This window comes from Protofrankia sp. CiP1_Cm_nod2 (genome assembly GCF_920664355.1).
Taxonomy (GTDB): Bacteria; Actinomycetota; Actinomycetes; order Frankiales; family Frankiaceae; genus Protofrankia.
This window is the reverse complement of the sequence record NZ_CAKKTL010000056.1, coordinates 1-12,294: the sequence shown is the minus strand read 5'-3', so window position 1 is coordinate 12,294 and position 12,294 is coordinate 1. Positions and strand designations below refer to the sequence as shown.

The following is a 12,294-nucleotide window of genomic DNA, read 5'->3' as shown; positions in this document are numbered from 1 at the left end:
TGCTTCGGCGTGCCGGCCGGCTCGACGGCGCCGAGCTCCCGTAGCAGGAGCACGCCGTCGGAGATGCTGCGCGAGTCGGGCGGGTCGATGAAGGGGAAGTCCGCCATGTCACCCAGCCCCAGCGCGGTCATCTGCAGGATGACCGAGGCGAGGTTGGTACGCAGGATCTCCGGGTCGGTGAACGCCGGGCGCGCGCCGAAGTCGTCCTCGGAGTACAGCCGGATGCAGATCCCGTCGGCGACCCGTCCGCACCGCCCCTTGCGCTGGTTCGCGGACGCCTGCGAGACCGCCTCGATCGGCAGCCGCTGCACCTTCGTCCGGTTGCTGTAGCGGGAGATCCGCGCCAGGCCGGGGTCGACGACGTACCTGATGCCCGGGACGGTCAGCGACGTCTCCGCGACGTTGGTGGCGAGCACGATCCGGCGTCCGGTGTGGGGCTGGAACACCCGGTGCTGCTCGGCGGCGGACAGCCGTGCGTACAACGGCACGATCTCGGTGTTCGGCAGCTGCTTCTTCGCCAGGACGTCGGCGGTGTCCCGGATCTCCCGCTCTCCGCTGAGGAAGACCAGGATGTCGCCGGGCCCGGCCGCGCACAGCTCGTCCACGGCGGCGGTGATCGCTTCCGGCAGGTCGCGCTCGATCATCGTGGCCGGGCCGTCACCGCTCTCGCCGTCGGTGCCGGGGCCGGGGCCGGGGCCGGTGCCGGGGCCACCGGCGGCGTCGAAGCCGGCCGGCACGACCAGCGGCCGGTAGCGGACCTCCACCGGGAAGGTGCGGCCGGTGACCTCGATCACCGGCGCGTCCCCGAAGTGGCGGGCGAAACGCCGCGGGTCGATCGTCGCCGAGGTGATGACGACCTTCAGGTCGGGCCGGCGCGGCAGGAGCTGCCGCAGGTAGCCCAGGATGAAGTCGATGTTGAGGCTGCGTTCGTGGGCCTCGTCGATGATCAACGTGTCGTACTGGGACAGCAGCCGGTCGGTCTGGATCTCGGCCAGCAGGATGCCGTCCGTCATCAGCTTGATCAGGCTGTTGTCGCCGACCTCGTCGGTGAACCGCACCTTGTAGCCGACGGTCGCGCCCGGCCGGGCGTCCGGGCCGTCGAGCTCCTCGGTGACGCGTTCGGCCACGGCGCGGGCGGCCAGGCGCCGCGGCTGGGTGTGACCGATCAGCCCGCGCACCCCCCGGCCGAGCTCCAGGCAGATCTTCGGCAGCTGCGTCGTCTTGCCGGAGCCGGTCTCGCCGGCGAGGACCACCACCTGGTGGTCGCGGATCGCGGCGCGGATGTCGTCCCTGCGCTGGCTGACCGGCAGGTCCGGGGGATAGGTGATCCGCGGCACGGCCGCCAGCCGCCGTTGCACGCGCAGCGCCGCCGCCTCGACGTCGGCGGCGATCTCGGCGGCCACCGCCGCGCGGGCCTGGGGGTCGCGTATCCTGCGCGCGCCGTCGACACGGCGTTGCAGGCGGCGCTGGTCACGAACCATCAGATCGGGCAGGCGTTCGGCCAGCTCGGCGAGCGGAGGCATCAGAAGGCAGCGTCCAACAGAGTACGGAGAGCGGGCAAGGGGGCACGAGCATCGGCCGGAAGGCCGGCCGTCCGCCGTCCCCCCGGCATTCCCGGTGTCATGACCTACTATCCCGCACAGCGGGAGCAGATAAGGCGGGGCGGCCTGGGTAGGACATCCGGCGATGGACGTATCCGGAGCACCCGAGACGACGGATGCCGCTGTCGGGGGCGACCCGTTCGGGCCGCTGCCGGTGGCCAGCGCGGTCCTCGACCGGCGGGGCACCGTGGTCTGGTGGAGCCGGGCCGCCGAGCGGATGCTCGGTCATGCCGCCGCGGACGTGCTCGGCCGTGCGGCCACCGCGCTGCTGCACCGGTCGGCGGACGGCACGGCGGTAAGCGCCGGGGCCGGGCGGTGCCAGGCCGACAGCGGCTGGGGAGGACGGCTGCCCGTCGTGCACGCGGACGGCCACCGCATGGACCTCTACGCCCGGGTCTGCCCGATGCTCGGCCCGGACGACGGCTCGAGCTGGCTCGTGCTCGCCTCCGACGACGCGCAGATGCCCTGGTGGATGGTGGACCAGCTGATGCTGGGCGGCATGCTCGCCCAGTCGCCGATCGGCATGGCCCTGCTGGACGAGGAGCTGCGGTACAGGTGGCTGAACGACGCGCTGGCGCGTTCCGGCGGTATACCGCGCAACGCCCGTCTCGGCCGGCGGCTGAGCGAGCTGCTGCCGGGCCTGCCCGCCGAGCGGATCGAGGAACGGATGCGCGAGGTGCTCCGGACCGGAGTGCCGATCATGAATTTCGAGTACCGCGGCCGGACGGTCGCCGACCCCCACCGGGAGCACGCCTACTCCACCTCCTTCTTCCGGCTGGACGACTCGGCCGGGCGGGTCCTGGGGGTGTGCTACATCGTCGTCGACGTCACCGACCGCTGGCGGGCGCAGCAGCGGCTGGCCCTGCTCAACGACGCCAGCGCGCGGATCGGCAGCAGCCTCGACGTCATGCGCATCACCCAGGACCTGGCGGACGTGGCGGTGCCGCGCCTGGCCGACTTCGTCGTCGTCGACCTGCTGGAGTCGGTCCTGCGGGGTGAGGAACCGGCGCAGCCCGTCACCGGCACATCCCGGATCCGGCGGGCGGGGCAGCGCTCGGTGCTCCCCGGGTGCCCGGAGTCGGTCGCGCGGACCGGGGACGTCGTCCAGCCGTCGTTTCCCGCCGCCCGCTGCCTGACCGACGGCCGGCCCGTGCTGGAACCGGTGCTGGACGTCGCGACGAATCCGTGGATCGCGCAGGACCGGCCCCGGTGGGCGAAGATCCGCCGGTTCGGCATCCGGTCGCTGATGGTGGTTCCGATCCGGACCCGTGGCGTCATCATGGGGGTGGCCACGTTCGTCCGGCGGGTGCGCACGGATCCGTTCGACGAGGACGACCTGCTGATCGCGCAGGAGTTCGCCTCCCGGGCCGCGGTGTGGGTCGACAACGCCCGCCGGTACACCCGGGAGCACGCCGCGGCCCTGACCCTGCAGCGCAGCCTGCTGCCGCGCAGCCTGCCCGGCCAGACCGCCGTGGAGGTGGCGTCGCACTACCGGCCCGCGGACGAGAGCGCGGGCGTGGGCGGGGACTGGTTCGACGTGATCCCGCTGTCGAGCGCCCGGGTGGGCCTGGTCGTCGGGGACGTCGTGGGCCATGGGCTGCACGCGGCGGCGACCATGGGGCGGCTGCGCACCGCCGTGCACACCCTGGCCGGTCTCGATCTTCCCCCCGACGAGCTGCTGGCACACCTGGACGACCTGGTCATCCGGCTCGCCGACGAGGAGGAGAACGCCGCGGGCAGCGCCAGCACCGCAGTGCTGGGGGCCACCTGCATCTTCGCGGTGTACGACCCGGTCAGCCGGCGCTGCACGCTGGCGCGGGCCGGCCACCCCCCGCCCGCCCTCGTCAGCCCCGGCGGGACGGTGGACTTCCTCGACCTGCCGGTGGGCCCGCCGCTGGGCCTCGGTGGCCTGCCGTTCGAGTCCACCGAGCTGGAGCTGGGGGAGGGCAGCCTGCTGGCCCTGTACACCGACGGGCTGGTCGAGGGCCGGGGCAGCGACGTCGACGCCGGGCTGGAGCAGCTGCGCGCGGCGCTGGACGGGGCGGACCGCCCGCTGGAGGAGATCCGGGACAGGGTGATCAAGGAGCTGCTGCCCGACCGGCCCGAGGACGACGTCGCCTTCCTGCTCGCGCGCACCCACGCCCTGCGGGCGGAACGGGTCGCCTCCTGGGACCTTCCCGCGGACCCGGCCGTGGTGGCGCTCGCCCGCGCCCACGCGGCCCGGCAGCTGGTCGCGTGGGGGTGCGGCGAGGAGGTGCTCACCATCGAGCTCGTCGTCAGCGAGCTGGTCACGAACGCGATCCGGTACGCCACCGAACCGATCCGGCTGCGCCTCATCCGCGACCGCACGCTGATCTGTGAGGTCTCCGACGGCAGCAGCACCTCGCCGCGCCTGCGGCACTCCCGCACCACTGACGAGGGCGGCCGGGGGCTGTTCCTGGTGGCGCAGTTCACCCAGCGGTGGGGCGCCAGGTACACGTCCAGAGGCAAGACCATCTGGGCCGAGCAGCCGCTGCGCTCGTTCGACACGGGCCTGCCGAGCTGGGGCGGCCTCTGGGACGCCCCGGTCTGACGCTCCCGTGGGCCGGCTGTGGTCCTTGGTTCACCTTCCGAGCTCTGTCGCCGGGGCCGTCCGGGGGTTATCGTCCGTTTCCGTGTGCGATTCACCGCAGCTCGTGGGCTCGTCCGATATCGCAGCCGCGCTGGGCGTGACCCGTCAGGCCGTCGACCACCGGCTCCGGACCGATCCGCGCGCGCCCGCCCCGGCCGCGGTGGTGAACCGTACCGCGACCTGGGGTGGCACCCGGGTCTGGTGGCGCGCCGACATCGACCGCTGGCTCGGCGGCGCCGACCCCGGCCGGTGGGCGAAAATCCCCGGGGGATGCCGGTGAGGCCCCACCCGGGGTGAGCGCCGTGACGGCAGCCCCGGCTGTCCCGGCAGCTCCGGCTGTCCCGGTCAGCCGAGGGAGGCCGTGAGCCGGCGGGCCACGGAGACGACCGGGCCGGGCAGGGGGGCGTAGCCGATCGTCCGGGTGCTCAGCTGCCCCTGGGCAAGGGCGTAGGCGAGGTAGTAGCGCAGGAGCTCGACGTTGTCGTTCCCCCGCGCGCAGACGATCGTGTACGTGACCGCGGACGCCGGGTAGGCGAGCGGGTCGTCCGGCGTGTAGTCGATCGGGAGCCGCAGGTCCTCGCGGCCGGACTGTCCCGGTGCCGCGGCGGACTGTCCCGGTGCCGCGGCGGCCTGGCTCAGCGCCGCGGCGACGCTGGTGCCGTTGGCCGAGACGTACGTGCCGGACGTGGTCCGCAGCGCCGCCGTCGGCAGCCCCTGCTCGGCGGCGAAGGACAGCTCCACGTAGGCGATGCCGCCCGGCCTGTACATGACGCCGGCTGTCACCGCCTCCGAGCCCCTGGCGGCGAGGGAGCTGTCCGGCCAGGACAGCTCCTTGCCGGTCCCGAGGCGCCAGGACGCTCCCACCGTCGCGCTGAGATACCGGGAGAAGATGTCGGTCGATCCGGAGGAGTCCTGGCGGTGGACGGGACGCACTGGCAGGGCGGGCAGTGCGCCGCCGGGATTCTCCGCCGCTATTCGCGGGTCGTTCCAGGTGGTTATCTCGCCCTGGAAGATTCCTGCGACCGTCGCCGGCGACAGCCGCAGGGAGTACGCACCCGGCAGGTTGTAGACGAACACGAGAGCGCCGCCGGCGACGGGGATGTGCAGTGCCCGGCCTGCCGGGGCCGGACCGGACGGTTCGGCGGCCAGGGCTGGTCCGGCTGTTGCGGATGGTTTGTGCGTCGTGGTCGTGATCGACTGGGTACAGCGTTTGTTGGCGTCCTGTTGTTCCCGTTCTGTCAGAACGGCGTCGGAACCGGCGAAAGCCACGTTGCCGGCTATGAAGCGTTGAATACCCACACCCGATCCGACGGGATCGTACGTCACCTGGGCGTCGTGGCAGCGGGTGGTGAAGTCGCTGATCCACCGGGCCTGCAGGTTCTGCTGGAAGGTGGCGCCCGCGCCGACCAGCTTCCCCGCGGCGCACTGCGGATCCGGGCTGGCCCCGGTGGCCCGGTCCGGCCCGTCCGCCGTACAGGCCGTCAGAGCCAGGCAGGCCGTCAGGGCCAGGCAGAACACGGTGACGAGCGGGACGAGCAGCCGGGCGGCCGCCGCTCGCCGTGGCGGAACGCGTCGCGCCGTGGCCACCTCCATCCCCCGATCCGCATTCTCTCGCATCTGGAATACGCGAATGCGGATGGTCGCAGTGGCCCGGAAACGTGGCATCGTGCTCCGTGTGGACGGCCGGCTAATTGAAGGTGAACATGGCTGAAGGGCGGTTGGGACGCCGCCGGCCGGCGCGGGGGCGGCCGGCGTTTTCGTTATTGTTCGCGGCATGCGGCGCCCATCATCCCACCGTGTCCGGCCCGCTCACCGTACCCGTGGGATCCGTACCCGTGAGATCCGTACGCCTGGGATCACCCATGGGATCCATCCCGGCCGGGCCCGTCACGCTCATCAGCACGCCCATCAGTGGGCCGATCGTCTTTCGTATCGGATATTGGCCGTCCCGCTGGTCACCGCGCTGGCGGCCCTGAGCGCACTGCTGGTGGGCGGCCTGCGGCCGGGGCCGGCCGGTATGGGCACGGCGTGCCCGGCGGAGCAGCTTCTCGTGGTCGCCGCCCCCGACATCGTCGACGCCGTCTCCGCCCTGGCCAGCCGCTACACCGACGGCCCGGGCCGGGGATGCACGGCCATCCGGGTCCAGGCGCGGGAGCCGGCGACCGTGGTCGAGGCTCTCAACGGCGGGTGGGACAGCGCACGGTACGGGCCGCGTCCGGACGTGTGGATTCCCGACAGCTCGCTGTGGCCACGCCTGCTCGGCGCCGCCCGGCCGGGCGGCGAGGCCGGTGCCGTCACCGCGCGTACCGGGCCGCCGCTGGCCTATTCGCCGCTGGTCCTCGCGTTGCCCGCCCCCATGGCCAACGCCCTGCACTGGGCGGAACGCCCACCCACCTGGGCCGACATCCTGCGCGCGCTGAGCGCGGAGCAGGGCTGGGCCGCCCTCGGACATCCCGGGTGGGGGCCGGTGCGCCTGGAGATGGCCGACCCGGCCCGCTCCACCCCCGCGCTCCAGGCGCTCATCGCCTGGACGGGCGCCGCCCGCGGCCTCGGCCAGGAGGACTATCTGCCCGCCACCGCGGTGGACCAGCCGTCGGTGGTGGGCCTGCTGCGGAAGCTGCGCTCCCGGGCCGGCCAGGCGCAGGCGGGCTCCGGGGCGGTGTTCGTCATGAGCGAACAGGAGGTCTGGCGGTACAACCAGGGCCAGCCGGCGGTCCCGCTGACCGCCGTCTACCCCGCGGACGGGACACCCGTGTCCGACTATCCGTACCTGCTGCTGCATCCGGCGGGCACCGCGGCGGGGCGGCGCGCGGCCGCCGCGGGCCTGCTGCGTTTCCTGCGTGAGCCGGACTCACAGACGTGGCTGGTCAGCCAGGCGTTCCGCTCGGGCCTGGGAGCCGAGGGCGCCCCGTTCGTCCCCGCCAACGGGCTGCGGGCGGACGGCGTCACCGACCTCCTGCCGGCAACGGGTGCCACCACCCTCAGACGGCTCACCCAGGTCTGGGACTCCTTGCCGGTACCTGCCCGATGACAGGACATCACAGACATCACAGACGTCACAGCTGTGCCGCGTGGGCTGAGGGCGGGCGCCGATCGACGCGAGGGGGCCGCGGGCCTCGGCGCGAGGGTGCCGCGATGCCGGTACGGCCGGCCGTCCCAACAAAAAAAGATCTTGTTCTGGATGTATATTGCTACGCTTGCTCCATGGCCACCAGCGCGCGGGCGGCGTCTGTCGCGGACCTCGCCTTCCTCCTGTCGCAGGCAAGCCACGCGCTGACCACGGAGCTGGCGGCCGGCCTCACCGAGCTCGGCATCTCACCGCGTGGCCATTACGTCCTGTCCAGTGCGATGTCGTGCGACCTGACCCAGGGCCAGGTTGCCGAGCTGTGCGCCCTCGACAAGACCACGATGGTGGTGACGCTCGACGAGCTCGAGAAGGCGGGGCTCGTGCAGCGACGGCCGTCGAGCACGGACCGCCGGGCCCGGATCGTCTGGGTCACCGAGGAAGGCAGGCGAACGGCCGCCCGGGCCCACGAGATCGTGACGCGCATCTGCGACGACGTGCTCGCGGCGCTCCCGGCCCCTGAGCGCGACGCCTTCGTCGACGGGCTGGTGCGGCTCGTCCAGGGCCGGCTGTCCACGCCGGTGCAGTGTGAGCGGCCGGTACGGCGGCGCGAGCCCCGGCTCCATTAGTTCTGAAAGAAATCTTCCCGAACAAAACTATCTGGTACGGTCGCATCTGGCGCTCGTGAGCCCAGCCGGCCCCGGCGGCGCGATCATGCTTCTTCCGCGCCGCAACCGGTTCGGCTCCCGAGCCATCCCAAGTCCCCGAGCCGCCAGGAGGCGACCACATGACCGGGCCTGTCGCAGGCGACCGCATGACCGGGCGTGTCGCATCGGCCACCCGAACCGGCGACTCCCGCTGGCCGGCGCTCGTCGTCCTCTGCGTCGGGATGCTGATGATCATTCTGGATGGGGCGATCGTGAACGTGGCGTTGCCCGCCATCCAGAACGACCTCGGCTTCTCCCAGTCGGGCCTGGCCTGGGTCGTCAACGCTTATCTGATCGCCTTTGCCGGCCTGTTGCTCCTCGCCGGCCGGCTCGGCGACCTGATCGGCCGTAAGCGCGTCTTCATGGCCGGGCTGAGCGTGTTCACCGCGGCGTCCCTGCTGTGCGGCGTGGCTGGCAGCCAGGAGATGCTGATCATCGCACGGTTCGTCCAGGGCGTCGGCGGGGCCATGGCCTCCGCCGTGATCCTGGGCATGATCGTTACGATGTTCCCGCAGCCACGGGAGCAGGCCAGGGCGATCGGCGTCTACAGCTTCGTCGCGTCCGCCGGCGCCTCGATCGGCCTGCTCGCCGGCGGTGCCCTCACCCAGGCCCTCAGCTGGCACTGGATCTTCTTCGTCAACATCCCCCTCGGGATCGTGACCGCCGTGCTGGCCGCACGCCTGCTCCAGGCCGAGCGCGGGATCGGGCTGCGCGCGGGAGCCGACATCGCGGGCGCGTTTCTCGTCACCGCGGCGCTGATGCTCGGTGTGTACACAATTGTCGCGGCGGCCGATCACGGCTGGGCCTCCACGCGCACGCTCGGTTCCGGCGCCGTCGCGGCCGCCCTGCTCGCCGGGTTCGTCGTGCGCCAGGCGAGCGCGAGCAACCCGCTCCTGCCGTTGCGTATCTTCCGGTCGCGCAACGTCGTCGGGGCCAACCTCATCCAGATCCTGATGGTGGCCGGCATGTTCGGGATGTTCTTTCTCGGCGCGCTGTACCTGCAGCGGGTGCTCGGCTACGACCCGGTACGGACAGGCCTGGCGTTCCTGCCGGTCTCGCTGGGGATCGGGCTGCTCTCCCTCGGTTTCTCCACACAGCTGAACGCCCGTTTCGGCGAGCGTGCCGTGCTGGTGCCGGGCCTGGTCCTCAGCATGGCCGGGCTCGCGCTGGTCACCCGCGCACCTGTGGGCGGCAGCTATGCCACGGACGTCCTGCCGGCGATGCTGCTGCTCGGCGTCGGCGCGGGACTGTCCTTCCCGGCGCTGACGACACTGGCCATGTCCGCCGCCACGCCCGCCGACTCCGGGCTCGTCTCCGGCCTGGTCAACACGACGTTGCAGGCCGGCGGCGCGCTCGGCCTGGCGATCCTGGCCACGCTGTCGGCGTCGCGCACCGGACACCTGGCCGGGGCCGGGGAGAGCACCGCCGCGGCGCTGACCGGCGGCTACCACCTCGCGTTCGGCGTCGGTGCCGTTTTCGTGGCCGTCGCCGTCCTCATCGCGGCCACCGTCCTGCGCCCAGCGGCCGGGGCGACGTACGAGCCCGCGCCCGCCGACGAGCCTCCCGCCATGGACATCACCTACTTCGAGGGCGCGGCCGCCGCCGAATAGTCAGCGATCGATTGCCGGCTACGGCTACCCAGCCCCGGTCAGGGCGCGGGCGGCGGCTGCGGCCACGGCCGGCGTGAGGTCCGGATGGTCCAGCGGCGGCAGCAGCTCCCCGGCCCGGGCGTGCGCGGCCAGTGCCTCCACCGCGGCCAGGCGGGCCGCCGGGGTGATTCGGCGCTGGGTGGTGATCGCTGCGGTGAGCAGGCCGGGAAGGGCGTGCAGCGGGCGGGGAGCGGTCGTGGCGGCGGCGAGCGGTGGCGGGGTCTCGGGGCGGGTCCGCAGCAGCGGGACGCCCGGCGGCGGGGCCATCAGCCCGATCAGGTCGATGATCAGATCGATGCCGTCGGCGAGCTGGTGCAGCGGGGCGGTGCCGTAGGGCACCGGGTCGTAGAAGGTGAGGTCACCGATACCGGCGGCGATCAGCAGGCCGGACAGATCCCCGCCGCGGCCCGGATCCACCAGGACGACCCGGGCCCGGCGCGGGTCGATGGAACGCAGCCGCAACGCATTGACGGCCGCGGCGGTGGCGGCGACGGCGAGGCCGTCGTTGACGCTGTCCAACAGCAGATGGGGGACGGTGTCGAGCGCGGCGCGGGCGGCGTGCACATGCTGGATGTGGGTGTGGACCAGGATGGTGGCGGCGAAACCGGGGGCGAGCATGCGCACGGCCGCGGCGAGGTCGTCCGGGCCGTGGGCGGCGATGGGCAGCGGGAAGACGTCGAGGCCGGTGGCCCGGTGCAGGTGGACCGCCTGGGACTCCACCGCGGGCAGGGCGGTCTCGGCCCGCAGCGGCTCGAAGTCGAGCACGGCACTGGCGTCGGTCACCAGGGCGACCCGGCGCGACCGACCGGTGTAGCGGTCGGTGTGCAGGGGGTGCTCGGCCAGATGGGTGATCACGCGGCGGTCCGCGTCGGCGTCCAGCAGCGCGACGTCGTGGCCGGTGGTGGTGACCGCACAGACCCGCTGGGCGAGCTTGCCGGTGGACGCGGCGAGGAAGACCAGGTCCTCGGTGTGCAGGAGGTCGGCGCCCAGCCGGTGGCGCAGGACGCCGCCCAGCCAGGTCAGGGTGTCCGCGCTGTCGGCGTCCAGGGTGATGTGGTGTACCTCGCCGGCGCCCGCCTCGTCCGCCTGGCAGGTGACGGCTCCCGGCGCGTCGGCGATGATCGTCTGGACCGCGGCCAGCGCCCGGGACGGTACCCGGATCTGGATGCTGTACGCCGGGTTGGCCCCGAGCGGGCTAGGAGTGATCACCGTGGTAGGGCGGAGCTCGTCTCGGCCTCGCGTAGCTCCGCCAGCAGTTCCTCACGCCCGGTCAGCATCTCGGTGAGGATCCGCCGCGCGGCCCGCATCAGCTCGGCCACGTCGCCGCCGGCCAGCGCGTACACCACCGTCGAGCCGTCCCGGGTCGCCGTCACGATCCCGGACCTGCGTAGCACCGCCAGTTGCTGGGAGAGGTTCGACGGCTCCACCTCGATGGCCGCCAGCAGCTGGCGCACCGGAGCCGGCCCCTCCGCCAGCAGCTCGAGCACCCGAATCCGTACCGGATGCCCCAGCATGCGGAAGAACTCCGCTTTCGCCTGGTAGAGCGGAACCTGTACCCCCACCGGACTCCCTTCAAGCCCGTCCACCGCACCAGAACCTGTTGTTGACCGGCATCCGTTGTTGAAATTGAAGAACTTCGCAAGTGTACTGCCGGACGCCCGCATCCGCGCCGGGTTCGCCGGCCGCCCCCGAGGGGAGCCGCCCACCGGGGCGGTTGTGAGGCTACCCGTTCTGCCGCTCGGACATGACGGCGCGCAGCCGTTCGGCGTCCGCGTCGCCGAGGGCGAGGTGCCGGCGCGCCGCCTGGAGGCTGACCAGCTGGTAGCTGGCCGTGGCCGTGGCCATCGCGTCGCCGTCCAGGCTGAGGATTTCGGCACCGGCGTGGACGAGCCGGCGGCCGGGCCTGTCCTCGTCCTCGGTGCGGATCCGGGCCACGCAGTCGTAGGCCGTCCCGACGAGCAGCGGCAGGAGGTAGCGCACCTTCATGGTGGTGGTGAACGCCGTCAGACCGGTCCGCAGCACGATCAGGTTGCCCATGACCTCGTCGCAGACCACCCCGGTCAGGCCGCCGTGCACAACCCCCGGGTACGACTCGTGGGCCCGCCCGAAGCGGAAGCGGGCCTGTACCCCCTCCGGATGAGTCCGGATCCGTAGCTGCAGGCCCTGCTCGTTGTGTGGCGAGCAGCCGAAACAGCGGTAGTCCGGCACCGCCGACCAGGGGACCTCGACCGCCTCGCCGGGATGCTCGCCGGCCGGGAACTCCCCCGGCGGGCGGGGGATGTCGATATCGACGGGTACGTCACCGGCGGTGTCGGCGGTTGGCATCCTGAAATCTCCCCGTTCCCGTTCCCGTCGCCGTGGTCGCCTTTTTATGGTTGACGCCGGTGAGCAGGTTACCAGGAATCGCGCGGCGCGATCGGCCGGACGCGGGCCCGGGCGGGTGGCGGGGCAGGTGCCGGCGGCGGCCGGCGCGATTCACCGGGTTCTTTCGCGGAATTGACGGGGAATTCACCGCCACGTCGGCCGGCGGCGGCGCGGCCGTGATTTGTCGGGCTGTCCCCGACCGGCTTTTCTGGCCGGCGCCGGCACGGACCGGGGCGTCGATGGTGTGGCCCGGCCCGGGACGCTCTCGCCCGGCCCGCCCGGCCCGCCCGGCCCGCCC

Annotated in this window: 10 protein-coding genes; 5 read left to right on the top strand and 5 right to left on the bottom strand. The window is 72.8% G+C overall.

Annotation, left to right across the window (positions count from 1 at the left end):
- Positions 1 to 1,523: ATP-dependent RNA helicase HrpA (hrpA, locus tag NBW84_RS08655; protein ID WP_250283429.1), on the bottom strand; the 1,523-nt coding region annotated here is incomplete at its 3' end.
- 163 nt (positions 1,524 to 1,686) lie between these two features.
- Between hrpA and NBW84_RS08650 the strand changes: the two genes are divergently transcribed.
- Positions 1,687 to 4,173, top strand: a complete 2,487-nt coding sequence (locus NBW84_RS08650) for a SpoIIE family protein phosphatase (RefSeq protein ID WP_250283428.1) — start codon at positions 1,687 to 1,689, stop codon at positions 4,171 to 4,173.
- 82 nt (positions 4,174 to 4,255) lie between these two features.
- Positions 4,256 to 4,492, top strand: coding sequence for a hypothetical protein (locus NBW84_RS08645; protein ID WP_250283426.1), 237 nt, complete (start codon positions 4,256 to 4,258; stop codon positions 4,490 to 4,492).
- Positions 4,493 to 4,557: 65 nt separating this feature from the next.
- Here NBW84_RS08645 and NBW84_RS08640 read toward each other — a convergent pair whose 3' ends face one another.
- Positions 4,558 to 5,805 (bottom strand): phosphate ABC transporter substrate-binding protein PstS, encoded by a 1,248-nt coding sequence (locus NBW84_RS08640; protein ID WP_250283424.1) that lies wholly within the window; start codon positions 5,803 to 5,805, stop codon positions 4,558 to 4,560.
- Positions 5,806 to 6,151: 346 nt separating this feature from the next.
- On the opposite strand from NBW84_RS08640, the gene NBW84_RS08635 reads away from it, so the two are divergent.
- From NBW84_RS08635 to NBW84_RS08625, 3 genes are all read left to right on the top strand, one after another.
- The gene (locus tag NBW84_RS08635; RefSeq protein ID WP_250283422.1) at positions 6,152 to 7,243 is read left to right on the top strand and encodes a substrate-binding domain-containing protein; all 1,092 of its coding nucleotides are present in this window, start codon (positions 6,152 to 6,154) and stop codon (positions 7,241 to 7,243) included.
- Between the two features lie 173 nt (positions 7,244 to 7,416).
- Positions 7,417 to 7,905, top strand: coding sequence for a MarR family winged helix-turn-helix transcriptional regulator (locus NBW84_RS08630; RefSeq protein WP_250283421.1), 489 nt, complete (start codon positions 7,417 to 7,419; stop codon positions 7,903 to 7,905).
- 185 nt (positions 7,906 to 8,090) lie between these two features.
- On the top strand, positions 8,091 to 9,593 hold the full coding sequence (locus NBW84_RS08625; protein ID WP_250292307.1) for a DHA2 family efflux MFS transporter permease subunit: 1,503 nt from the start codon (positions 8,091 to 8,093) through the stop codon (positions 9,591 to 9,593).
- A 24-nt stretch (positions 9,594 to 9,617) separates the two neighbouring features.
- On the opposite strand, the gene NBW84_RS08620 is transcribed toward NBW84_RS08625, so the two are convergent.
- The 3 genes from NBW84_RS08620 to NBW84_RS08610 all read right to left on the bottom strand — a co-directional run bounded on the left by NBW84_RS08620 (position 9,618) and on the right by NBW84_RS08610 (position 11,957).
- Positions 9,618 to 10,838: a malic enzyme-like protein gene (locus NBW84_RS08620; protein ID WP_445548514.1), complete on the bottom strand. Its 1,221-nt coding sequence runs from the start codon at positions 10,836 to 10,838 to the stop codon at positions 9,618 to 9,620.
- Positions 10,838 to 11,218: an ArsR/SmtB family transcription factor gene (locus NBW84_RS08615; protein ID WP_445548669.1), complete on the bottom strand. Its 381-nt coding sequence runs from the start codon at positions 11,216 to 11,218 to the stop codon at positions 10,838 to 10,840. Before NBW84_RS08615 ends, NBW84_RS08620 begins: the two co-directional genes overlap by 1 nt.
- Before the next feature lie 136 nt (positions 11,219 to 11,354).
- On the bottom strand, positions 11,355 to 11,957 hold the full coding sequence (locus NBW84_RS08610; protein ID WP_250283414.1) for a PaaI family thioesterase: 603 nt from the start codon (positions 11,955 to 11,957) through the stop codon (positions 11,355 to 11,357).
- Positions 11,958 to 12,294 lie beyond the last annotated feature (337 nt).

Bases quoted from the DNA above. Each gene is read 5' to 3' on its own strand.
- NBW84_RS08650 (WP_250283428.1), top strand. From the start codon at position 1,687: ATGGACGTATCCGGAGCACCCGAGACGACGGATGCCGCTGTCGGGGGC.
- NBW84_RS08640 (WP_250283424.1), bottom strand. From the start codon at position 5,805: ATGGAGGTGGCCACGGCGCGACGCGTTCCGCCACGGCGAGCGGCGGCC.
- NBW84_RS08610 (WP_250283414.1), bottom strand. From the start codon at position 11,957: ATGCCAACCGCCGACACCGCCGGTGACGTACCCGTCGATATCGACATC.
- NBW84_RS08625 (WP_250292307.1), top strand. From the start codon at position 8,091: ATGACCGGGCGTGTCGCATCGGCCACCCGAACCGGCGACTCCCGCTGG.
- NBW84_RS08630 (WP_250283421.1), top strand. From the start codon at position 7,417: ATGGCCACCAGCGCGCGGGCGGCGTCTGTCGCGGACCTCGCCTTCCTC.